We start from the raw sequence: 23,210 nt of genomic DNA, 5'->3' as shown, positions 1-23,210 counted from the left end.
AGGCCTATCAGGAAAGTCGATGTTCCAAGTCAGAAAGTGCACGGAAGATGATGCGCCGCAGTCACGTTTTCCCCGGTTCGCTCGGAGGCGAGTCGGATTCTGTCGCTTTGGACGGCTCTGACTTTTTGGGTTTCATCCCCCAGAATACCGCATTCATCAAAACGACGATCAGGCAGACCACTGCCATTGCCACCCAAAAGCCCATATCGATCCCACAAAAAGAAGTCGTTCCGAAAAAGTCCATCCAAATCGCGGTCCAATTCATAGAAAGCACCTCCATTTCTTAAAGCAGTTCGCCATAATGTCGCACATAGGCCTTTTTCAAGCTGGTGGCCAATGCCATATAAAGCAGGATGCAGGGAACCAAATAGGCAAAGTAGGCAGCAGGCAGGGCAACAAAGCCCAGTGCCGTCCCCACAGGCGTAAAAGGGATGATTGTCAAGACCACGATCCCGGTCAAGGTAAGCAGGGTAAGAGGGGCCGAGGTGCGGCTTTGAACAAAGGGCAGCTTCGGGGTACGGATCATGTGAATGACAAGGGTCTGGCTCCACATGGACTCCACAAACCAGCCCGCCTGGAACAGCCCGATATACTTTGCCTGCACGGCCGCCAATGCCATACCATGGAAATGGGAGGGCAAATCATTGAACAGCACGCCATGGGACACCACCAACGGACAAAACACGAAATACATGAACAGATAGGTGGTGAAATCGAAAATCGAGCTGGTAGGTCCGATCCATACCATAAAATTGCCTACACTGGAAGCATCCCATTGACGGGGCTTGGCGATAAACTCCTCATCCACATTGTCCCAAGGAATCGCGGTGCAGGAGAGGTCGTAAATCAGGTTGAGAAAGATCAGCTGAACGCTCATCATAGGCAGGAAGGGCAGCAGCGCCGCCGCGGCCAACACCGAGAACATATTGCCGAAGTTGGACGAAGCGGTCATTTTGATGTATTTGATCATGTTGGCATAGGTTTTACGGCCTTCAATGATGCCTTGCTCCAAAACCATCAGGTCTTTTTCGAGCAGGATAATGTCCGCCGATTCCTTGGCGACATCCACCGCCGTGTCCACAGAAATACCGATATCGGCCGCCTTCATGGCAGCGGCGTCATTGATGCCATCCCCCATGAACCCGACGGTATGCCCGTTCTCTCGCAGGACAGAAACCACGCGGGCCTTCTGATCCGGGGTCAGCTTGGCAAAAACATCGGTAGATTCCGCAGCTTTGGCCAATTCGACATCGCTCATGTGTTCGAGGTCAGACCCGAGCAGCATATTCCGCACCTTCAGCCCCACCTGTTTGCAGATGGTACGGGTCACCTTGTCGTTGTCACCGGTCAGAATTTTGGTGATCACGCCATGATCCTTCAGCGCCTTGATCGCATCGGCGGTGGATTCCTTGGGCGGGTCCAGAAAGGCCAGATAGCCGATGAGCACCATTTCGCATTCATCCTGCGCGCCAAAGGTGCCGACTGGGGAAGGATTGCTTTTTTGTGCAACGACAAGCACACGGAACCCTTTATCATTGAGCGCATCCACCGTCTGCAGAATACGCCGGCGCACATCCTCTGTCAGCGGCTGCACATCGCCGTCACACTCTGCGAATGCACAGACGGAAAGCATTTCCTCCACGGCGCCTTTGGTCACCATCTGCGTTTTTCCCGTTTTATCCTGCACAACCGTGGTCAGACGCCGGCGGGTAAAGTCGAAGGGAATCTCGTCCACCTTGATGTAATGCTCCGACAAATCGACCAGCCGGGGATCTTCTGCCTCGGCCTCCTCGGTCTTGCGGATGATTGCCATATCCATCAGGTTTTTATACCCGGTCTGAAAGTAGCTGTTGAGATAGGCGTGGCGCAGGACCCGGGTATCATCCTCCCCGTTGACATTCAGGTGATATTCCAGCACTACCTGATCCTGGGTCAAGGTGCCGGTTTTGTCTGTGCAGAGGATATCCATCGCCCCAAAGTTCTGGATGGAATTCAGGTTCTTGACAATGGTCTGCTTTTTGCTCATGGAAACCGCGCCTTTGGCAAGGCAGGTGGTCACGATCATGGGCAGCATTTCGGGGGTCAGACCCACTGCAATGGAGATGCCGAACAGGAACGCATTCAGCCAGTCGCCTTTTGTGATACCGTTGATGAAAAATACCAGCGGCACCATCACCAGCATAAAGCGGATCAGAACCCGGGAAACTGCGTTTACCCCTTTGGTAAAGCTGGTTTCCGCGGCCTCCCCCGCAACGGCAGAGGCCATGGAGCCAAAGAGGGTGTGATCTCCTACGCACACTGCAACCGCAGTCGCACTGCCGGAAACCACGTTGCTGCCCATAAAAGCGATGTTGGTATACTCGGTTATGCTGTCCTTCGGCTCGTTCACATGAGGGGTTTTCTCCACAGGTGCGCTCTCTCCGGTTAGACCGGCCTGACTGACGAAAAAATCCTTTGCTTCCAGAATGCGCACATCGGCGGGCAGCATATCCCCGGCGGACAGATGCACCAGATCCCCCACCACCAGTTCATCCATCGGAATTTCGGTTTTTTCCTGATTTTTGCGGGTCACCGAACAAGTGGTCGTGATCATGGACAACAGCTTTTCCGCGGCATTTCCGCTTCTGGATTCCTGTACGAACCGAAGGGTGCCGGAAATCATGACCATCGTCACAATGATCAGTACGGTCAGACAGTCAAAATCCTCCGGCAGACTGCCGAACAGGGAAAAGTACGGAAATACCATATCGGTCATGGTGGATACCAACGCCAAAAAGAATAAAATAGACGTAAAGGGATTGATAAATGCATCCGCCAGCCGTCTTGCCAGGCACTTCTTTTTCTCATGGGTCACCCGATTGCTGCCGTATTTGGCCCGGCTGGCACAAACCGATTCTGTGTCAAGGCCGCACAGCGTGGCATGCAGACTTTTCAAAGCGTCCTTGACTGGAATGGTCGCTGCATATTCGAGGCGGCGGTTCTGCTCGTCGCGCATCACGGTTTTGTTCGCAGCCTGACGAACCGACATGCGATTTTCTTTCTTGTTCATGGGCGTTTACCTCCTTGCATAAAATCAAGGCGTTACAGTCCATGCGGACATGGTTCTCCCGCTGTCCGCAGACTGCACCGACCTTTTGGGACAGCCGTCAGAATCCATGCCGTTCACCTCCCGGTTTGTCTGTTTTTTCCGGCCTTTCGTCAGTATAAAAAAATCGCAAGAAAGATCACATGGTCAAAACCTTGCGATTTTCTTGCGATTTCGTAAGAATTGCAAATTACAATCTGTCGTTGAATTTATATCCGATTCCCCAGATCGTCAGTATGTATTTCGGCGCATCCGGATTTGGTTCTATTTTCTTGCGCAGTTTTCGGATAAACGCCATGATATTGCTGTCGTCAAGCAGGTAATCGCTCTCCCAGACCGCCTGATAAATCTGCTCTTTGGTAAACACCTCTCCCCGGTTGCGCGCCAGGAAATATAAGATATCGAACTCTTTGGGCGTCAATGCAATTTCCGTTCCGTCCCGGCTCACTCTGCGCAGCCTCAGATCGATGGAAAGCGCGCCGCAGCAAATGGTATCGTCTGCCGCAGCCAAAGGCTGCTCCGCACCCAGTTCCAACATCAAGGAACCGACCGTGCCGTCCATCAGATCTCCCAGCGCTTCCCGCAATTCCTGTGCAGCCGGGGTATACGGGGCAGCGGTCCGGAGCTGATCCGCAAGCCACCTGGTCAAAGAGGAATCCAGGGAGATAAAACCCACATGTTTTTTCATCGCAGATTCCTCCTTTCTCAAAGCAGTTCATGATACCGCCGGACATACCACTGCTTAGCCAGAGTGACCCAAAGCAGATACAGCAAAACAACGATCGCCAGATAGATGAAATAGGCCAAAGGCAGCGCCGTCAGTCCGATCAGCCCGCCAAACGAGGTGAAGGTCAGGATGGTGAAGAGCAATGTGCCCAGCAGGGTCACCAACATGACCGGGCGTGACGGTCTGCTTTGCAGCAGCGGCAGGTTTTGGGTGCGCAGAAGATGCAGAATCAGGATTTGTGTCCACATAGACTCCAAAAACCACCCGGTTTGAAACAATACAATAAAGCGGGCCTGCCCTGCGCTTGTCAGCGAAGCAAAACCGCCTCCGCAAATGGCAGGGCACAGGACAAAGAAGAGATAAGCAAAGGTAAGAATGTCGAAAACCGAGCTGATCGGTCCAAAAAAGCGCATAAAACGGCCCAATGTCCTGCCGGACCACTCCAACGGCCTGGCGCAGGCCGTCTCATCCACATGATCCCACGGAAGGGCAAGGCACAAAAGATCATACAAAAGATTCAGCAATAAAATCTGTAAGGAAGTCATGGGAAAAAAGGGCAAAAACACGCTTGCAATCACGATGGAGAAGATATTACCGAAGTTGGAGGACGCCGTGATTTTGATATACTTGGACACATTGGCAAAGGCTTTTCTGCCCTCCTTGATCCCCTCTTCCAACACATTCAGATCTTTTTTCAGCAAAACGACATCCGCGCCTTCCTTGACGGCTTCCGCCGCCGTGTCCACGGATATGCCCACATCCGACTCCACAATGGCGGGCAAATCGTTCATGCCATCCCCCAAAAAGCCTACCGTATGTCCGTTTGCCTGAAGCATCTGCACAATCTGGACCTTCTGCCGGGGCGATAGTTCTGAAAACAGCGTTGTATGCTCTATCCGCAACGGGAGTTCATCATCAGTCAATTCCTCCAGCTCTCTGCCTGTCAGCGACTGTGCGGTATCGATTCCCAACCGTCGGCAGATGGAAACCGCCACATCCCGGTTATCGCCTGTCAGCACCCGCACCCCAACATGCAGCCGACGCAGCTGCGCGATCGCAGCGGCGGCACTTTGCTTGGGTGCGTCAAAGAACGCCAGATATCCCAAAAGGATGAATCCCTGCTCGTCTTTCGGGGAAACGCATCCCTGTTCCGTCGGTTTATACGCCACAGCCAAAACCTTCATTCCGTCTTCCAGCATCTCGTCCACCACGGCGTGGATGCTGGCACGGTCCTCCTTGCCGATGCTGCGGCGCTTCCCTTTGTATTCAACATAGCTGCACCTTTGGTATACTTCCGCGAGGCTGCCCTTGATGATGAGCAGATTTTTCTCATCGTACCGTACCAGAACGCTGGCCACCCGTCGCTCATGGTCAAAGGGGAGTTCGTCCAACTTTGGGTGCTGCTTTTCCAGCACGCGATAGTGCATACTGTGTCCCGGCATCTCCCGGTATTTCAAAATGGCATCGTCCAGATGATTTTGAACGCTGGTATGATAGAGGCTGTTCAAATAGGCCAGATCCAGGACCTTTTGGCTCTCGTTGCCCAAAATGTCCATGTAATATTCCAGCGAAATCTTGTCGCCGGTCAGCGTACCCGTTTTATCCACACACAGGATATCCATGCTGCCAAACCCCTGCATGGCATTGATATTTTTGACGATGGTCTGCTTTTGCCCCATGGCTGCGCCTCCCTTGGCCAGGCAGGCATTGATCACCATGGGGAGCATTTCCGGCGTCAGCCCGACCGCCACGGAAAGCGCAAACAAAAACGCGGAAATCCAGTCCCCTTTTGTCAGGCCGCAGGCAAGAAAGACCACCGGGATCAAAACAGCCATGAAACGGATGAGCACCCATGCGATGGAGTTGGCTCCCTGGTCAAACCCATTTTTGAGGCGGGATTCCGGCGTGGCAAATCCGCCATAAACCGTGTCCTTGCCAACGGCAAGCACAATTCCCTCCCCGGTGCCGCCGGTGACCGACGAGCCCATAAAAGCCAGATTGCTATATTCTGAATAAGACCGTGCCTGCCCAGCAGAAAGCGTGCCGGCATTCTTTTCCACAATGGCGCTTTCCCCTGTCAGGACGGATTGAGAGATAAACAGATCCCTTGCCGCCGTCAACCGGATATCCGCCGGGACACGGTCCCCGGCCGCCAGACGCACCTGATCGCCTACCACAAGTTCTTCTGAGGGAACCCTCATCCATGTTCCGTTTCTGCGCACCAATACCGCAGAAGAAACCATTTCCGTGAGGTCATCTGCGACGCGTTTGGCCCGCAGTTCCTGAACGAAGCGCACCACACCGCTGATCAGCAGCATGCACAGAATCGTGACCGACGTTGTCATCTTGCGGCTGAAAGCAGGCACAAAGACCACATCCGTCAGAAAAGAGAGCATTGCCAATATGAATAATATCACAGTAAACGGATTGATAAACGCCCTTCTCAGGCGATAGAAAACAGTATCAGCTGCGCGGCCAGACACCCTGTTTTTTCCGTACCGGGCACGGCTTTCCTCAATCTGCGCTTGCGTATACCCCTGCGCTGAAATACAAAAATCCCGGCACAGCGTATCCGTATCTGCATAGGTGTAATCCAGTATACGCCGATGAATGGTATGATCGCGTTTCATTTCTCTCACCTCCCTTGTGGCTGCTCCTATCATATCATAGAACGTACCGATCCGCGCACATAGAAATCTTGTTTTTTTCTTGTTTCATTTGATAATGAAAAAGAGCGGCGTTACACGATGCGCCGCTCTTCTTGACCGTAAGCCCGAATGACTTTGTACATTTTAAGGTTTCACGGCCCATAGAAATAGGATGCCGTCGCGCCGCCGTCGATGAGAAAGTCCGCGCCGGTGATAAAGTCCCCTTTATGGCTCATCAGCAGCTCCGCTGCATTGGCCACTTCGTCCGCTGTGCCGGGCCGCCCGGCGGGACATTTTGCAAACATGTTCTTGTAGAACTCCCCCCGGGGACCGTTAAACTCGTCGATGGCTAGCGGCGTAACGATGATACCGGGCGAAATGGAGTTGATCCGTGCCCCCTTCGCGCCCCACTTGACAGACTCTGCCATCACACGCTTCTCGTTGCACCGCTTGGCAAGCTGATAAGCGTGCAGGGTATCCCGGATATTCTCCGGCTGGAGCAGCGGCAGGGCTAGCAGTTCCTCGGCAGGTGTGCAGGCCAGCTGTTCATCCTCCTCCGGTGTGAGCTGCTTCATTCGGTGACCGGACTGGCTCGAGATGGTCACGCCCACGCCGCCGGGAGCGATCACCCTGCCCATCTCCTCCAGCAACACTGCCGTGCCGTACAGATCCACCTTCAGGATGGCTTCGATGGGTGCTTGACTGGGTGAAACGCCGGCGGCATTGACCAACATGGTAATAGCACCGTATTTCTGCGCCTCGGCAATCATGCGCCGGATGGATGCCCGATCGGAGAGGTCCATCTCCACCGGCACCACATCAAACCCAGCATCGTTCATGGTTTTGGCGACGGTCTGCGCATTCTCCTGTTTTTTATCGCCAACGATGATTTTCATCCCATACCCCATCCGGCGGGCAATAGCCATACCGATCTGGCCGGCGCCGGTCAAAATCATTACCTTTTGATCCATTGATTATATTTCATCCTTTCCATTGCCTTTAAGCCATTGCGAAACCGCTTCACCGCTTTGGTCTGCGCGGGAACCGGGGATCGCCAGACCTTTTCGGACATCCGCTCCTTTGCAGGCCGCCGCAATCTTGCGCTCGGTCCCGCTCAGGCCGCTGCCTTTTGCCATTTCATGATCTCCTTTTTCCCATCTCATGCGCCGGGTGTTGACAGGCCTCTCCTTTATCCCAAGCGCCGGTCCCCTTTCAACGGTCTACTATGATTATAAAAGTCCCCAGGCGCTCCATCAATTCGAGTTTCGGCCCTGTTTGATAAGTCTATCTTATACGAAAAAACTGCCCTCGCAGAGTGAGAGCAGTCATCCGGCATCGTCCGTTCACGGTTCAAATTTACTTCGCAGAATATCGGAAAATTCCTCCACATAATAGCCGGAATTATCCTTTTTCCAAAACAGGCAATAGTTGCGGGTGATCTGTTCCGCTCCGCGGCAAAGCGGAACACGACGAATGGAAGCGCCAAAGGTCACGGCCTGACTGCTGCCCTCCACCGGCAAAAAGCCCTGTCCGCTGATGACCATCAGGCGGGCCTCCTCCAGATTTTCTGCATAGAGGATTTCCCCCTGTATGCCGATGATCGTGCGGTAAAACTCCTGCTCGGCAGCCTGCTGTTCTTTGGAGGCCACCAGAATGCAGGGAATGTTTTTCAGCTCCTGAACCGTGACCGAAGGAAGGGCGGCCACAGGATTTCGGGCAGGCAGCTCAATATACATCCTGCTGGTTTGCAGAATCAGGTTGATATACTCATCAGAAAAGGCTCTGCGCTGATCGTTCAGCACCAGATCCGCACCGCCGGTACGCAGCAAAGTGAATAATTCTTCGTGGTTGCCGTACAAAAGCTGGACGGAGATGGCGGGATATTTCGCAGAAAATTCCTCCAGCGCCTGGCGGAATTCCGGACTGTTGTAGCTGCGCAGGTAGCCGATCTTTAAGACCGCCGCATCACCGCTGGCAATCTTGGCGGCCTCTCTGCACATTTGCTCGCAGTCCGCAACCAGAATCAAACTTTTCTTGTAGAAATGTTCCCCGGCAGGGGTCAAAACAAACTTTCGGTTTTTCCGCTCCAACAGGGAAAATCCCAGTTCTGTTTCCAATGCCTTGATCTGCTGAGATATGGCCGACTGCGATATGTGGCATTCTTCCGCTGCCTCTGAAAAGCTGTTGTTGCGTACAACGGCTTGAAAATACTTGATCTGCCGCAGCAAAACGCCACCTCCCCTGCAACAAGAGTTTTTATCATTATAGCATAGAAATGCAGGCTTTCCCAACACTTCTGTTTTGCCCATCCTGACACACCGCACGCAGGTTGCATCCGCCACGGCAAAAAATCCCCTCAGGCAATGCCCGAGGGGATTTTCCATGCATTTGACTTCAGTCAGAAATCCATTTCGCCGTCCATCTGCTTTTTCAGCTCGTCCAGATAGGCCTGCGCGGAATCCTTATCGATGATCTGCGTGCCGCAGTCCACGAAGCTCTCCACTTTCTCGCCATTGAGGTAGTTGACTGCCGTTTCTACGGCGCGATAGCCCTGATCGTAGCCGCTCTGCGCGACCGTGATGGTCTCGCCGCCGTCCAGAATGGACTCTGCCGCGGTGATGTTGCCGTCAAAGCCGACAAAAATCGTGTTGGCATAAGCCGGATAGCCGGCCGCGGTGCGTGCCGCCGCGATGGCGCAGTCATCATTGTGGCAGCAAATCACGGCAATGCCTTCCGGATGGTTCTGGATGATCGCTTCCATGCAGTTTGCCGCCTTGTCCGCTACGGCGTCCGCATACTGGATCTCATCGACCAGGAATGTGCCGCCGGCCGCTTCAATACCTTCCTGGAAACCGGTCTTGCGGGCTTCCGCCGTCGAGTCGCCCTGTACGCCGGCGATGTAAGCCGCCTTGATTTCGGTCCAGCCGGCTGCCTTCGCAGCTTCTACGGCCGCCTTGCCGCCGCTTGCCGCCGCATCCGCCTGTCCGATACCGATGAAGGAGATTTTCTCCTTTGCATTGAAATCGGTGTCGATCGCAAAGATCGGCATACTGGTACCGCTTACCATCGTGGATACCATATCGCCCTGCAGCGGCGCGATGATCATGGCGTCATATTTGCCCGAGCTCAGATCGGTTTCGATCATGTTCTGCTGCTCGTCATAGGAGGTTTCCGAAGATGCGCCTTTCATATCCACGGTGACGTTGTATTTCGCAGCCGCTTCTTTGGCGCCTGCCATCATATACTGCGTATACTCGTTGGACGTCGTCTTAAATACGATGGAAATCGTATAGGCATCGGAAGCCTGTTCACCGTTGTCGGAAGTTTCCGCAGTCGTGGAATCGCCGCCGCAGCCCGCCAGCATACCGACAAGCAGCGTGGACGACAGGAACAATGCACCAATTTTTCTCAAATAGCTCACAATAATTCTCCTTTCATCATACCGTTCCGCACGAACAGGGGGTATCCTTGCACAGTTTCACCGGGATGCGTTCCGCCGAGAGAGGTTTTTGCGGGCGGCATCACTCAAAACTGCGCATACTTGGCGACATGCGCTTTGGTCACCTCGGCCGACTTTTTGACGTTCTCTTCCTGCGACATCTCGTAGTATGCCGGGCGGAAGATCTCGATCGTGCAGCAGTCGCCGTCAAAGCCGATCTGCTTGAGGGTATCGGCATAACGCTGATGCGGCAGGCAGTCGCCCTCTGCGTCCGGCCACATGCGCTTTTCGTCGTTGTTGTAATAGCAGCCGCAGGGCAGGTCCTCGGTGCCGTTGAGATGCCAGACAAAAATCTTCTTGCCGTCCGCTTTCTCCAGCGCATCCCAGCCCGAGCCCATGGCGTAGAAATGGTACTGGTCGAGCGTCACGCCAACCATCGGGCTGCCGACCGCCTCAACAATGGCGTATGCATCCTCAAAGCGGTTGATGGTCATAGCCGGCTCGCCGCAGAACTCGAGGCTGAGCTTGATGCCGTGCGGCTCGCACTTTTTCACCATTTCCTTCAGCACCGCAACCGCGTCCTCGCGGATTTCCTTGCGGGTCGGGGTCAGACCGCGTTCCTTCATGTCCTTGCTGGGCACCACCACGATCATCTTGCAGCCGAGGATGTCGCAGCGGCGGATGATCTCATCCAGCTCGGCCATCACGGCGTCCTTTTCTTCCTGCGTCTGCTTCATATTGAAGAAGCACAGCGCGTTATAGGACAGCATCTTGAGGTGATGGTTGCGGAACCATTCGCCCATCTCCTCCAGCGTGATCTTGCCCGCCTCCAAATCGCGGTTGAGGCACTCGGACTGGATATCGATAAAGTCGAAGCCGTACTTTTCACAATACTCCAGATCCTTCATCACCGAATGATCCTTGCAGAAACGGTCATTCGCCTCGTTAAATCCAATTTTCATAATACCAACGCCCTTTCCAAAACTGGTTTTCTCCTCACGGCAATACAAAAAGTCATGTTCCCTGCGGAACATCCTTTGATGCACCCGAATGATCTGCGCGCATTTTTGAACGAAACACGCTTTGCGGAAGTTGGAAAACGTCTCTTTTCCGGTTTTTCCGCCCGATCTTTTCCGGTTGCGGCAACGTACGTTTGACTTGATAAACACAGCATATCACGCTCGTTTATGCAAAACAATATCTCGCCGTCACTATCATTTTTTCGTGCAATATATCGTTATATTGCACAATTTTTATTTCAGAAAAATAGATATATAATACATTTTATTGCAATACAATTGTTTTCCCCAAAAATCTGCACGCAAACCATCGTGCATTTGTTCCATCTACCCAAAGCAATTTTTGTATGATATAATAAAGAAAAACAACATGCCGGAGGGGATGCACCATGGTGACCATGCAGCAAATTGCGGATAAATGCGGCGTTTCCCGCGGTACTGTGGACCGTGCCCTGCACCAAAAAGAGGGCGTCCGGGAAGAAGTGGCGCAGCGCATCCGGGACACCGCCCGCGAAATGGGCTATCTGCCGATCCGCCACGCCATTGCCCCCACCAGACAATGGAAGCTGGGCGTGGTGCTGCATTCCGCACGCTCCGCCTTCGTGCAGATCCTTTGTCAATCCTTCAACAACTTTTCCAAAGCGGAAAACCGTCCCAATGTGACGGTGCTTGTCCGCGCCATGGATGATATCGACGTCTATCATCAGCTCGCCCTGATCGACGAACTGGTCAACACGGAAAACATCGACGGGCTTGCCCTGATGCCGCTGGCCAACACCCTAATCCGGGATAAGATCAACGCGATATCCGAGCAGAAAGGCATTCCCGTGGTCACGTTCAATACGGATATCGAGGACGCCAACCGCATTGCATACGTCGGCGCAGACAATATCGCCTCCGGCCGGGCCGCCGCCGCCCTGATGGGCATGGTCATGCAGGGGCACGGCACGATCCTGCCGATCCTCGGGCAGCGCAGCGGGCATTACGCCGACTCCCAGCGTCTGACCGGCTTTCAGGAAGAGATGTGGCAAAGCTTTCCGCAGATCGAAGTCTTGCAGCCGCAGTTCTCGTTTCTGGACGACCAGCTGGCCGAGCGGATCACGCTGCGCGCCATCCAATCCGACGCCAATCTGGGCGGAATATACATTTCCTCTTCCGGACGAAACGGCGTATACCGGGCGCTTTGCCAGCAGGCACTCTCCCGGCCTATCCATGTGGTCGTGCACGACGTGACGCCGGATAATGTCGAAATGGTCCGCAAGGGCATTGTCGATTTCATCATCGGGCAGGACGGCAAAACCCAAGGCCGTCTGCCGCTCGTGCTGCTCTATGATTATCTGGAGCACAAACATTTCCCCGATCAGCGCATCCACATCACCGATATCACCGTAAAGTTCCGCTGCAACATCGATCACCTTTGACCCGATGCCGCGCAGCAGCGGTTTTTCGCGCAAAAAAGCACGGATTCAGCTGAATCCGTGCTTTTCTTTTGTCCGATTGCAGGCGCGCTGTTTTGCGTCCGGCCTGCCCCGTCAGCCGTTTGTGTCCGGCTGATACCGCACTTCGCCGTCCACACGCGAGAATTTGGAGAAGAACTCCTCCCAGATGCGGAAGGACATCTCGGTCATGGTCGCATGCGGCATGTAATCCACCCAAGTGAAGTTCACCATCGGCGCGCCGTCGTCGCGGCGGTAGGTCAGATCATGCCAGCGGCCGTGCACCGTCCACCCGGTCGAGAAATCGTCCGGCATCTCGGGCGTCATATGGTTGATGCCGCGCCAGATCCGCAGGCTGTCGCCGGTCTCGTTGTCCGCCGTCGGGACTGCCGGCAGCAGCCAAGGCTCCTGCTCGCCGCCGAACATCCAGATCGGGATCTGCGCATCCTTGCGGCCAACGATTTCCGGCAGCGCGCGGATGTTCATATCCGACATCTGGAACAGAATGCCCGAACACGGCGCCGCTGCGGCGAACACATCGGTCATCGCCATGGCCAACACCTGCGTCATCACCGAACCGTGCGAATGTCCGGTCGCATAGACGCGGCTACGGTCGATCGCATGCGCCGCGCAGGTCTTTTCCAGGATTGTGCGGAAAAATTGCAGTTCATCCGGCCCATCCGGCGCATTGTGCATGAAATTCCACGCCGGAAGCGGCACATTATCCGGGTCGCACGCCTGATTGGCCATCAGCATCTGTCCCGGCGTTGCCGACGGATGCACGACGATAAAGCCATAGCGGTCCGCGACCTTGTACCACTCGGAATTGCCCGCGTAGATCTCGCCCGCGCAGGTGTAGCCATGCATGGCAAACACCAGCGGCACCGCTTTTTCCGGCTGCGCCTTGACCTGTTCCGGCACATAGACATACCATTCGCGCATCCAGCCGCCGATCTCTTCATAGTGGTATTCCATACCGAGATCGACCACCGGATCTCGCGTCACGCGCAGGTCGCCGCCCGGGCCGCTCATCCAGCGGCGCTGCCGGTACAGGAACCCCTTCCAGATCCGGCGCAGCAGCGGATTGGCATAATCCGCGGACGCATCCGGAATCGTGCTCGTGCAGACGCGGAAGGCCTGTTTTTCCTGATTGGGCGCGTAGGGCGGCTGCTCCGTGCGGATATATTCCACCACATCCGGCGCGGTCTGATGCCCCGCCTCCGTGATGCCGCAGGCCGTGCGCCAGTACGCTGCCGTACCGTTGTCCGTGCCGCGCGGCGCGGCAGGATCGTCAATGATCCACGCCGGTACGGGGATTTCGCCCTTTTTGAGGCCCAGACGGTGGGTTTCGTCCACAAAGCCGTCCAGATTGGTGCAGAAATCGTCTGCCGCCGCCTTGCGGTAAGCTTCCGCCACCGCCGAACCGCCCACGCTGACCACGCCAGCCCACACGGCGGGGTTGTACATCGCCGCCATGTTGGCCAGCACACCGCCTTCACGGCATCCGGTCAGATAAAACTTGGATTCATGCACGCAGAACCGAAAGCGCTGCGTGCCCGCCAGATAAACCGCGTCGATATACGCCACATCGCCGTCCGGCTTGCCATACGGCTCATCGATCTGCCATTTCCCATTCTCCGGCTCGAGGAAAAACACGATCAGCTTTTCCTTGGTCTCTTCCGTGTCCGCGATCATGCGCCACCAGCTGTCGCGCCACAGATCGTCCACCGTTTTGCCGTCTTCCGGCAGGATGAACACGCCGGCCGTCGAGGGGCGCGCCCCCTCCGGAATATACACCAGATACCGCCGCGTTTTGCCGCCGACCGTCACCGTCTGCTCAAACGTGCCCTGATACAGGGGTTTGAACGGGTCCCGCAGATCGATTTGGTAATGATAATTCTGATACATGTACGATTCCTTCCCTTTTATTCTGCCTGCTTGAGCATGCCTTTGTGCTCCATATCGGCGATCATGCCGTCATACTGCTTATCCAGCTTGTATGCCAGCATCAGCAGAATGATCACGGCCCACGCGATCACGGTGCCCCAGATATACAGGTTTTCGACCATCGCGACCGCAGACGGGATCTCCTGCTCCAGGCCGGTGAAGCCCGAAGCGTCCATCAACCAGCCGATCACCGCGCCGGCAATGCCGCCGCCGAACTTCTGACCGACCGTTGCCGCGCTGAAGATGAGCGCCTGCACACGCACGCCGGTTTTCCAGTGGCCGTAGTTAACCACGTCCGCCATCATCGTGAAGATGCAGCCGAACAGCGGCGCCTTGCCGATGCCGCGGATGGCCGCGATCACGGCCGCGAACGTCGGGTTGGCCGGAACCAGCAGCAGCAGGAGCTGCGCCACCGCCGTGAGCACCGCGCCCCAGAGCACCAGATTGCGCTTGCCGAACTTTTTGATGAACGGCGCAAGGAACATGATGACAATGACCTGCGGGATGTTTTCCGCCAGGTTAAGCACGCTGTAATACTCGTTGTTGCCCAGAATATACTGTGCATAATAGGTGGCGCAAGTGCCGTTGACCGTCTGGTATACCGCAAGGAACAGCGCCGAAATCAGAATCAGGAGGAAATACTTATTGTGGATGAGCGCACCGAAGCGAACACCGACCGGCAGTTTTTCCGCTTCCTGCGCGGCCTGCGTGCGCACGCGCTCCTTGGTGCCGAAGAAGCACCAGAGCAGCAGCAAAATGGCCACCACGGAATAGATGAGCGTGACCTTGATCCACGCCGCCTGATCGCCGCCCATACGGTTGATGATCGGCAGGGTTGCCGCCGAAACGATCATGTTGCCGATCGGGCTCATCGCCATGCGGAACAGGTTGATCTTGGCAAGATCCTGCTCGTTTCGCGTCATCAGCGGCGCCATCGCGCCGTACGGCAGGTTGAGTGCCGTATAAACCACGGTGGTACACAGGTTATAGGTGATGAAGATGTAGATCGCCTGCACCGCCGTTGTCGCGTTGGCCGGCAGGCAGAACAGCGCCACCGCCGTCGCACCGTACGGAATCGCCATCCAAAGCACCCACGCGCGGCCGCGGCCGTGCTTGGAATGCACCTTGTCCATAATCAAACCGATCATGACATCGGACAGGCCGTCAAAAATGCGGGAAAACAGCATGATCATACCGACCATAGCCGCCGAAACGCTCATGACATTGGTGTAAAAATAGGTAACCAGACCGCTGGTCAGTGCAAATACCACGTTACAGGCCACATCGCCCATGCCGTAGGAGATTTTCTCGAAAATACTGGTTCTTACATTGGCTTCGTCCACGGGATTGTGTACGCCTTGCTTTGCTGTTGCCATATGTTTCTCCCCTTTTCCGTTTTTTGTTGGGGGCCACGGACCTGCGCAGGAATGGGTTCCCTCTTTCTGCTTTTAGTGTACCGGTTTTTCGCATGCGAAAATACAGAAATACCGTATTTCGCATTTCTGCATTTTGCGCATTTTTTCAAATTTCTAATTTTTGCCGGTCCACATATGGCAACAAACCGGGAAAGCAAGGTCAAAATTTATATATTTTCTGTATCCGGCATTTCAGCAATCCCGTCTTTGCAGCACGATCATCTCCACCTCATGCGGGCCGAGTTCCGCTTCCAGAACCAAATGCCCGTTCGTGTCGCTTTCACAGACCGTAAAGGACGGCTGCGAGGTTTCGCTCAGATAGCGCAGGTCGTCCGGCCCGATCTTGGCGGGCGCGCCGATCTCCAGCCATTTGTCGTAGGCCGAGCCCGCCTTCCGGCTGATGCGCCGCCGCTCCTGCCGGTAGCCGCCCGGGTGCAGCCCGGTTAAGGTCAGCGAAAGATGCAGATCCCCCTCCTGCCGGAACACCTTGTAGGCGTCGTTCGGGTCGATCAGCTTTTGGTAGCGGTAGCGGTACAGCGCGTCATAATGGCAGTAATGATACAGGAAAATCCGGATCTCGTTGCGGCTTTTGGAGATGAGCCAACCCTTTCCGCGGGCAATCTCCCGCTCGCCGACGCGGGTCAGCAGCCGCAGCGCCTGATAACCCGCCTTGGGGATGCCGTTTGCCGTGAACAGGCCGTAGCCGCCGTGGAACACACCGCCCGGCACCAGCCATTCGTCGATAAAATCGGTCAGCAGCCAATAGCCCAGCATATCCGCGCCGTCGCTGTTTTCCAGCGCGTTCTTGGTCAGCCACGCCGCTTTGTAGCAGGTATCGCTCGACAGATCGCGCTGCCACAGTGTCGAGCTCCATTCCTCGACCACAATCTCCCGATCCTGCAAGCCGCATGCAGCCGCCAAGCGCCGGAAGGACTGCAAAAAGTGCCGGGCGAAGTCCTCATCCTTGCTCAAAACCGAGGGTGCGGACTGCTGATTGGCGGTAAAACGCAGGAATTCTGCGTCCTGCTCAATGTTCTCATGCGGATACATCTGCACGGACAGGAAATCCGGCGGACAGCCGCAGGCGGTCAGATCCCGCAGCAGCCGCTCTCCGCCGTCCTGTGCCAGCGAAATGCTCGGGAAGCTGCCCGGACCGCCCAAACGCAGCCCCGGGTCCAGCTCCTTGAGGATGTGCCAGGTCGTGCAGTACATCTCCACATAGTCCGCGTAGTCCATCGGGATCTCGGGCAGCTGCGAGTAATTGAACGACAGAATGGTGAACCGCCACTGAAGCACTTCCTCCAACCCGTAGCGTTCGATCCAGTGCGCAACCGCCGCCTGCACCAGCGCCTCCCATTTTTCCCGGCTCGCATAGGTGCCGGCCATTGAGCAGCGCTCGAACAGGCGGTACTGTACCTTCGCCATCTTGGAGGGCACAAACCCCAGTTCCACATACGGATGCAGGCCGACCGAGAGGATAAAATCAAACAGCAGGTCGGCATAGGTGAAGTTATACCAAGGGGAACCGTCCTCGTTCTGCTGATAGATATGCATGTCATCATCAAAAATGCCGTGGAACCGCAGATCGGTAAACCCGATCTCGCGCTTGGCGCGCTTGATCTGCTCCTGCACCGTGCCGATCAAGCCGTCGCGCGCATAGCCGATATTCATCAGGCGGCGCCACGGATGCCGCATCGGCCGTCCCTCGCCGGAGACATCCGCCGAAACCGAAACCGTTTTGGCGATCCGCTCGGTCCGTTCCCCCGCCGCGGCGTCCTCATCGTATTGCAGCAGCACCTGCATCCAGTCGGACAGGTCGCCCGGCGACGTCTGCCCAGCCGCCTGCTGTTTTTCCTGCACGGTTTTACGGTATTTGCCCGGTGTGACCCCGTACCGACGTTTAAAATACTCGATAAACGCATTCGTGCTCTTGAAACCGTTCTGATACGCGATCTGCGTGATGGAACGGCCGGATTTGCGCAGATCCGCCTCCGCATGCTCGAGCCGCACGGACACGAGATAGTCCGTGAACGTCATATCCAGGCACTTGTGAAACAGGCGGGACAGATAGCTTTCGGACAAAAACTGCTCGGCCGCCAGCTGCGCCAGCGTGATCGGCTCCGCCCAGTGGGTCTGCACAAAGCGCAGGATCTGCTCGATCCGCGCCATGGGTTCCGCGCTGGCCGAGGCATGCTGCACATCGGCGGCGGCAAAGTCCCGGCAGATGTTGGAAACCAGTGTTTCCGCCCGCGCAGCGGTTTCCGATAAGCGGTTTTCCTCGCGGAACAGGCTGCGGAACAGCGCCGCCATGCCCTGCCGGATGGCATTGTGCGAGGCGTCGCTCGCCTTTTCCGCCGGCAGAAAGCAATCCGCCGCCGTGGTTTCTTCCCAGCCCGCCCGGCGCAGGATCTCCGGCGCGATCATCATCGACAGCAGCGCCGCGCCGTCCCGGCAGCAGACGCGGAACAGCGTCAGCGGGGACGCAATATATACCGCGTTTTCGGGCAGCGCAAAGCGGCCTTGCACGGTATGCAGCGTGCTGCTCCCGTGCAGGCCGAAAAACAACAGCAGGCCGGGCGACATGCTGATCGGCGTTTCCTCGTTATGATATACCCGAAATGTGACAACGGCTTCGCGGTCCATGCCTGATCCCTCTTTTTTCAGCAGTTTGTTTTATCATAACAGACATTTTTGCCCGCAGCAATCCAAAATAGTAGAGGTTGCCTCTTCACAGCGCGCCGTCTGGCGCAAAAAGAGCCCTCTGCTTCCAGAGGGCTTCTCTTATGTATAGCATTGACAGATCCGCTTTTCCCATCCGTTTCCCGCTTTGCCGCCGGACGGCGCCTTACGCTGAAACCGACCGAAGCGCCGCCGATGCATATTGCTCAGCTTGCTCAACCGTCATCTGGCCCGTCATGCACTTGCGGAACGCGTCGCAAAGGATTCCCTGCTGCTCCTGCACATCATTGGTCAAATCCTGCTTTGGCTTTTCCGTCGCCTGCAAAATCGCTTCATCCAGAAAAACGCCTGCGAAATGGTCCAAATAGCATTGCTTGACCGCGTCATCCTGATACGCCGGCTGCATCTGTTCCTCCGCCATGATCGACGCCCCTTCTTTTCCCGACGCAAACTGAATGAACTCCCACGCCAGCGTCTTGTTCTCGCTGTTCCGGCAAATGCTCATCCCGGTCGGGATGCTCGGTTCCTCGTCCAGCTCGCTCTGCGGCCAATAGGGACATTCCATCACGCCCCACCGGAAATCAAATTTGTCGTTTTTCTGATCGGTCGTCAGGTAATTGACATACCAGCTTCCGCCAACATACATCGCATACTCGCCCAGCTCAAAGCTCTGCTGTGCCACATCCTTTGCAATACAGTCCGCATACCGGGGCGCTGCGCCATCCTGCTGCATTTGCAGCAGCAGCTGCATGATCGGTACGATCCGACCAGCAGCCTCATCTGCGTCGTACCGCATCGGCCATACCCCGCCCGAAGCGATCCACTGGATATCCATCGGCAGCACCATCAGCGCATACTGCCCATTCTGCCGCAGCCCGCTTTGCAGCTTTTTCGCCAATTCATACAGCTGCGGCCAGGTCAGACGCTCCTGCGGGTATGGCACGCCGGCGGCATCAAACAAATCGCAGTTGTAAAACAGCACATACCGGTCCTTCCGATAGGGCACGCCGTACAGCTTCCCATCATACCGCATTCCCGTCAGCTGCGGAGAATCCGCCAGATCTAAACCGTATTGCTCAACCATTTCGTCCAGTTCCTGCACCACGCCATGCTCGCACATGCGCTTGAGCGACGCCGTGGTGCGCGACAAAAAGACATCCACGCTTTTGTCTCCCAGCAGAAAAGCCTCCATTTTCTGATCGTAATAGGTATCCGGATAGCTGACCACCTGGATCTCCACATCCGGATGCGTCTGTTCAAACGCCTCCACCAGCCGGCGATCGTAGCTGGTCTTATCATAATCCCACAGCACCAGAGTCAGCGTCTGCTTGGTCTGCTCTCCCTGTGCCGGCGCGCCCGCGGTACAGGCGGTCAGCAGCATGCAGACCACCGCCATACACAGCGCCGTCACACGCCGCGTTCCCATCCGCGCTCACTCCTTCCGGTTCTGGTTTTTGAACTCCCCCGGGCTCATGCCGGTCACCCGCTTGAAAATGCGGTTGAAATAATACTTATCCTCGTATCCCACCATTTGCCCAACGGCATATACCTTTTCATTGGTCAGCAGCAGCAGCTGTTTGGCCTGTTCGATCCGGTATTCCGCGAGCGATTCGGTATAGCTTTTTCCCGTATACTTTTTCAGCAGCGTACTCAGATACGACGGGTTAAAGCCGACCGCGGCCGCCGCCTCCTGCAGGGACGCGTTTTCACGATAGTGCGCCGCGATCCAATCCTGCACCGCCCGGATCACCTTGGGATAGCCTTTTTCGCTCTCCCGCTCAAAAAACGCGGTCAGATCCTGCCGCAGCAGCTCGATCCAGTCGATCACGTCGCGCAGGCTTTCCATATGCACAAACTGTTCATAGGTCCGGTAACTCTGCGGCAGCAGCCGTCTGGTCGGCAGCGCGTTTTTCTCAAAATACTCCTGCACGACATAGAAAAGCTCCAGCGCAATGCCGCAGATCGTCGAACGACTCAGCGAAAGGCGCCGCATGTCCTCCGCGATCCGATCCAGCACGCGCGCCAGCGACTGCGTACTGCCGGACACCAGAATGTCGGACAATTCCGCGCGCACCCCGGACAGGCTGTAAGAGTCCTCGCTGTGCTCCTCCATGGCGCCATCCCAGAACAGCACGCCGTCATGGTCCAGAAAGAACCGCCGCGAAACCAGCGCGTTGGCCTGCCGGAAGGCTTCCTGAATACCCGCGCTGCCGGGCTGCCGGCTGCTGCCGATCAAAACCGTGCAGGACAGATTGAGATAATCCATCAGCATGCGCCGCAGCCGCTGCGCCAGCTTGGTGAGCGCAGCATGATCTTCCACCCCGGCCAGCAGCACGTCAAATTCCCCGGTGCGGCCGGAAAAGCAATACCCGTTTGCCACGTCGTTGACAATCTCGTCCGTGATATTGATGACGGAAAAGCGCAGCGTTTGCAGCTGCTCGGGCGGCGCGTCCTCAAAGCGGTAGGTCTCCCCCGCTTTCAGGATCATGCAGTAGATCGGCCGGGTATCCAGATGGATCTCCAGATGCCGCATGGTCTGTTCCAACTTTTCCTCGCTCAGATAAAACCCGGAAACCACATCCCACAGGAAATTCTGCCGCAGCAGCGCGCGGCTTTTCTCGCTTTCCGGCGCGACGTCGGCAGCGGCCGGCCGGTCGGTCTGCGCGGCGACCATCGTGCGCAGGCAGTGCAGCAGCTCCTCCGGTTCCAGATTGAGCTTGAGGATATAGTCCTTTGCGCCCAGTTTGAGCGCTTTTTTGACCAGTTCAAACTCATCATAACTGCTCAGCACCAGAATATCCGCCGGATTTTTCTGCTCCCGCAGCCGTTCGATCAGCGCAAGGCCGTCCATGCGCGGCATTTTGATGTCCGTGATGATGATATCCGGCTGGTAACGTTCCGCCAGCTCCAGCGCCTGCTGTCCGTCCTGCGCCTCGCCCACCAGCAGAAACCCGTTTTCCTCCCAGTTGATGACGGTTTTCAGGCCGATCCGCACCATGGTATCGTCATCGACGATCAGTATCCGCGTTTTCTTCATGGGCAAAATCCCCCTCTGTGATTTTCATGCGTGCAATGACCCGGGTAAATTCCCCGGGCTTGCTTTCAAAGCGCAGACCGTATGCTTCGCCATAGGTCATGCGCAGACGCTGATCGACGTTATACACGCCGATGCTGCGGCTGGTCAGCCGCTCGCCGTTTTGCAGCCGTGCAAGACGCTCGGGCGGGATGCCGACGCCGTCATCCTCCACCGAAATATACAGGCTTTCCCACTTGCGCCACACGATCAGCGTGATATGTCCGCCGCGGTTGTCCTGCTCGATGCCATGCGTGATCGCATTTTCCAGCAGCGGCTGCAGCAAGCAGCGCTGCATGGGAAAATCCAGCAGGCTTTGATCCCGCACCACGGTTTCGTACTCGATATTGCCCTTATAGCGGATATTCTGAATATAAATGTACTGTTCCAGCAGCGCCAGCTCATCCCGCAGCGTGGTGCGCTCCTCCGCATTGCTCAGGCTGGCCCGCAGGATGCTGCCCAGCGCCTCGATCATGTTCTGGATGCCGCGCGCACCCTGCATCACCGCCATCATCTTGATCGAATTGAGCGTGTTATACAGGAAATGCGGGTTGATCTGCGCTTTGAGCATCTGGATCTCCGCGGTCTTTTTCTCCTGCTCCTGCGCCACACGGCTGTCGAGCAGCTGTTTGAGGTCGGTCTGCATCTTTTCGATGCTGTCCTGCAAGGTATTCAGCTCCACGCGGTTGCTGCGTTCCAGCCGGCGCGAGAAGTTGCCGCGCGCAATATCCTGCACAGCCTCCACCATACGCTCGATCGGCCGCACCAGCTGCCCGGAAAACACGGTTGCCAGCATCAGCGACAGCACCAGCGCCATGCAGGCCGCAACCACAGCAGCCCGCCCCAAAATCCGGGTCTGCTGCGCATATTGGTACATCGGCACCGCTTCCACCAGCTGCCACGGGTACGACGGCACCGGTGTCTGGAAAAAGCGGAACTGCACGCCGCCCAGCCGCACAGTTTCGGCAAATTCCTGCGTTCCGCTGTCGAAAATCGTGCCTTCGCCGCCATATTGTTCGGTCAGCTCGCGCCACCGCGCATTTTGTACGATCATCCCGCCGGTTTCATCCATCAGGCAGAACGCTTCATCCCCCTGTTCGAGAAACGGCTTGCAGGCGTCGATGAGCGCGGTGTCCCGCAGCAGCAGCACCAGATAGCCCAGTGTCTGTCCGGAGGCAGTATCCGTGATGCGCCGGCTGTACGGCACCACGGTGGGATAATCGCTCAGCTTGCAGAAATTTTTCTGCGAGACCCCCCAGCGCATCAAGCTGTCGCCGTAATAGTCCGCCCGGCAGAACGCCTGCCTGATCGCTGCGTCATCCACCAGCGACGCTTCTTTGCCGCAGCGCAGATCCAGCCCGTTTTCCCCCACCAGCAGCAGCGACAGCACTTCCTCGGTGATCGTGACGAACTGGAACTGCTCATTGAGTTCCGCGGCAATGGAAAGCACCTGTGCATCCACCTGCGGCGAGGTGCGCTGCATCACATCGATCACCGCGTCGCTGCGGCAAACCTGATTGGCAAACTCCTCCACACGCAGCGCGGTTTGCTCCGCCTGATCCACGGCATATCCCATGGCGGTCTGGGTTTCCTGCTGTAAGTTGTCGGTGACCAGTTCCTGCTCGGATACATACAGGAACAGCCCCATCACCAGGCAAATGAACACGGACGAGAGGATGAAATACAAAAACAGCTGCTGTTTGAAGGTTTTTCCCTTATTTTTCCTTCTCAAATCCTCATCT

Annotated in this window: 16 protein-coding genes; 1 reads left to right on the top strand and 15 read right to left on the bottom strand. The window is 56.2% G+C overall.

The features are described 5' to 3' along the window. Positions 1–61 precede the first annotated feature (61 nt). From EJL02_RS06360 to EJL02_RS06325, 9 genes are all read right to left on the bottom strand, one after another. Entirely contained in the window at positions 62–265 is a 204-nt protein-coding gene (locus EJL02_RS06360) for a hypothetical protein (protein WP_125115586.1), read from the bottom strand. Positions 266–283: 18 nt separating this feature from the next. Next, on the bottom strand, positions 284–3,049 hold the full coding sequence (gene mgtA / locus EJL02_RS06355; protein ID WP_125115585.1) for a magnesium-translocating P-type ATPase: 2,766 nt from the start codon (positions 3,047–3,049) through the stop codon (positions 284–286). A 226-nt stretch (positions 3,050–3,275) separates the two neighbouring features. Beyond that, positions 3,276–3,773 carry a winged helix-turn-helix domain-containing protein gene (locus EJL02_RS06350; RefSeq protein ID WP_125115584.1) on the bottom strand — a complete coding sequence of 166 codons (498 nt, stop codon included), beginning with the start codon at positions 3,771–3,773 and terminating at the stop codon, positions 3,276–3,278. 17 nt (positions 3,774–3,790) lie between these two features. Beyond that, complete coding sequence (gene mgtA / locus EJL02_RS06345; RefSeq protein ID WP_164510319.1) at positions 3,791–6,442, bottom strand: magnesium-translocating P-type ATPase; 2,652 nt, start codon at positions 6,440–6,442, stop codon at positions 3,791–3,793. A 170-nt stretch (positions 6,443–6,612) separates the two neighbouring features. Then, complete coding sequence (locus EJL02_RS06340) at positions 6,613–7,431, bottom strand: SDR family oxidoreductase (protein ID WP_125115582.1); 819 nt, start codon at positions 7,429–7,431, stop codon at positions 6,613–6,615. Between the two features lie 3 nt (positions 7,432–7,434). Beyond that, entirely contained in the window at positions 7,435–7,596 is a 162-nt protein-coding gene (locus tag EJL02_RS14140) for a hypothetical protein (protein WP_164510318.1), read from the bottom strand. A gap of 207 nt (positions 7,597–7,803) precedes the next feature. Then, on the bottom strand, positions 7,804–8,688 hold the full coding sequence (locus tag EJL02_RS06335; RefSeq protein ID WP_125115581.1) for a LysR family transcriptional regulator: 885 nt from the start codon (positions 8,686–8,688) through the stop codon (positions 7,804–7,806). A gap of 170 nt (positions 8,689–8,858) precedes the next feature. Then, a complete protein-coding gene (locus EJL02_RS06330) occupies positions 8,859–9,881 on the bottom strand; it encodes a sugar ABC transporter substrate-binding protein (protein ID WP_243114417.1) in 1,023 nt (340 codons plus the stop codon). A gap of 104 nt (positions 9,882–9,985) precedes the next feature. After that, the gene (locus EJL02_RS06325; RefSeq protein WP_125115580.1) at positions 9,986–10,861 is read right to left on the bottom strand and encodes a sugar phosphate isomerase/epimerase family protein; all 876 of its coding nucleotides are present in this window, start codon (positions 10,859–10,861) and stop codon (positions 9,986–9,988) included. A gap of 446 nt (positions 10,862–11,307) precedes the next feature. Here EJL02_RS06325 and EJL02_RS06320 point away from each other — a divergent pair, with 446 nt between their 5' ends. After that, complete coding sequence (locus tag EJL02_RS06320; RefSeq protein ID WP_125115579.1) at positions 11,308–12,339, top strand: LacI family DNA-binding transcriptional regulator; 1,032 nt, start codon at positions 11,308–11,310, stop codon at positions 12,337–12,339. Positions 12,340–12,450: 111 nt separating this feature from the next. On the opposite strand, the gene EJL02_RS06315 is transcribed toward EJL02_RS06320, so the two are convergent. The 6 genes from EJL02_RS06315 to EJL02_RS06290 all read right to left on the bottom strand — a co-directional run bounded on the left by EJL02_RS06315 (position 12,451) and on the right by EJL02_RS06290 (position 23,200). Continuing rightward, a complete protein-coding gene (locus tag EJL02_RS06315; RefSeq protein ID WP_125115578.1) occupies positions 12,451–14,262 on the bottom strand; it encodes a PHB depolymerase family esterase in 1,812 nt (603 codons plus the stop codon). 17 nt (positions 14,263–14,279) lie between these two features. Beyond that, positions 14,280–15,677 carry an MFS transporter gene (locus tag EJL02_RS06310; RefSeq protein WP_125115577.1) on the bottom strand — a complete coding sequence of 466 codons (1,398 nt, stop codon included), beginning with the start codon at positions 15,675–15,677 and terminating at the stop codon, positions 14,280–14,282. Positions 15,678–15,908: 231 nt separating this feature from the next. After that, the gene (locus EJL02_RS06305) at positions 15,909–18,359 is read right to left on the bottom strand and encodes a GH39 family glycosyl hydrolase (protein ID WP_125115576.1); all 2,451 of its coding nucleotides are present in this window, start codon (positions 18,357–18,359) and stop codon (positions 15,909–15,911) included. A 202-nt stretch (positions 18,360–18,561) separates the two neighbouring features. Next, entirely contained in the window at positions 18,562–19,821 is a 1,260-nt protein-coding gene (locus EJL02_RS06300) for an ABC transporter substrate-binding protein (RefSeq protein ID WP_125115575.1), read from the bottom strand. A gap of 6 nt (positions 19,822–19,827) precedes the next feature. Next, positions 19,828–21,432 carry a response regulator transcription factor gene (locus EJL02_RS06295; protein WP_125115574.1) on the bottom strand — a complete coding sequence of 535 codons (1,605 nt, stop codon included), beginning with the start codon at positions 21,430–21,432 and terminating at the stop codon, positions 19,828–19,830. Then, a complete protein-coding gene (locus tag EJL02_RS06290) occupies positions 21,401–23,200 on the bottom strand; it encodes a sensor histidine kinase (RefSeq protein WP_125115573.1) in 1,800 nt (599 codons plus the stop codon). Before EJL02_RS06290 ends, EJL02_RS06295 begins: the two co-directional genes overlap by 32 nt. Positions 23,201–23,210 lie beyond the last annotated feature (10 nt).

The organism is Agathobaculum sp. Marseille-P7918, from assembly GCF_900625105.1.
GTDB lineage: Bacteria > Bacillota > Clostridia > Oscillospirales > Butyricicoccaceae > Agathobaculum.
This window is presented reverse-complemented; position numbering and strand designations above follow the sequence as displayed.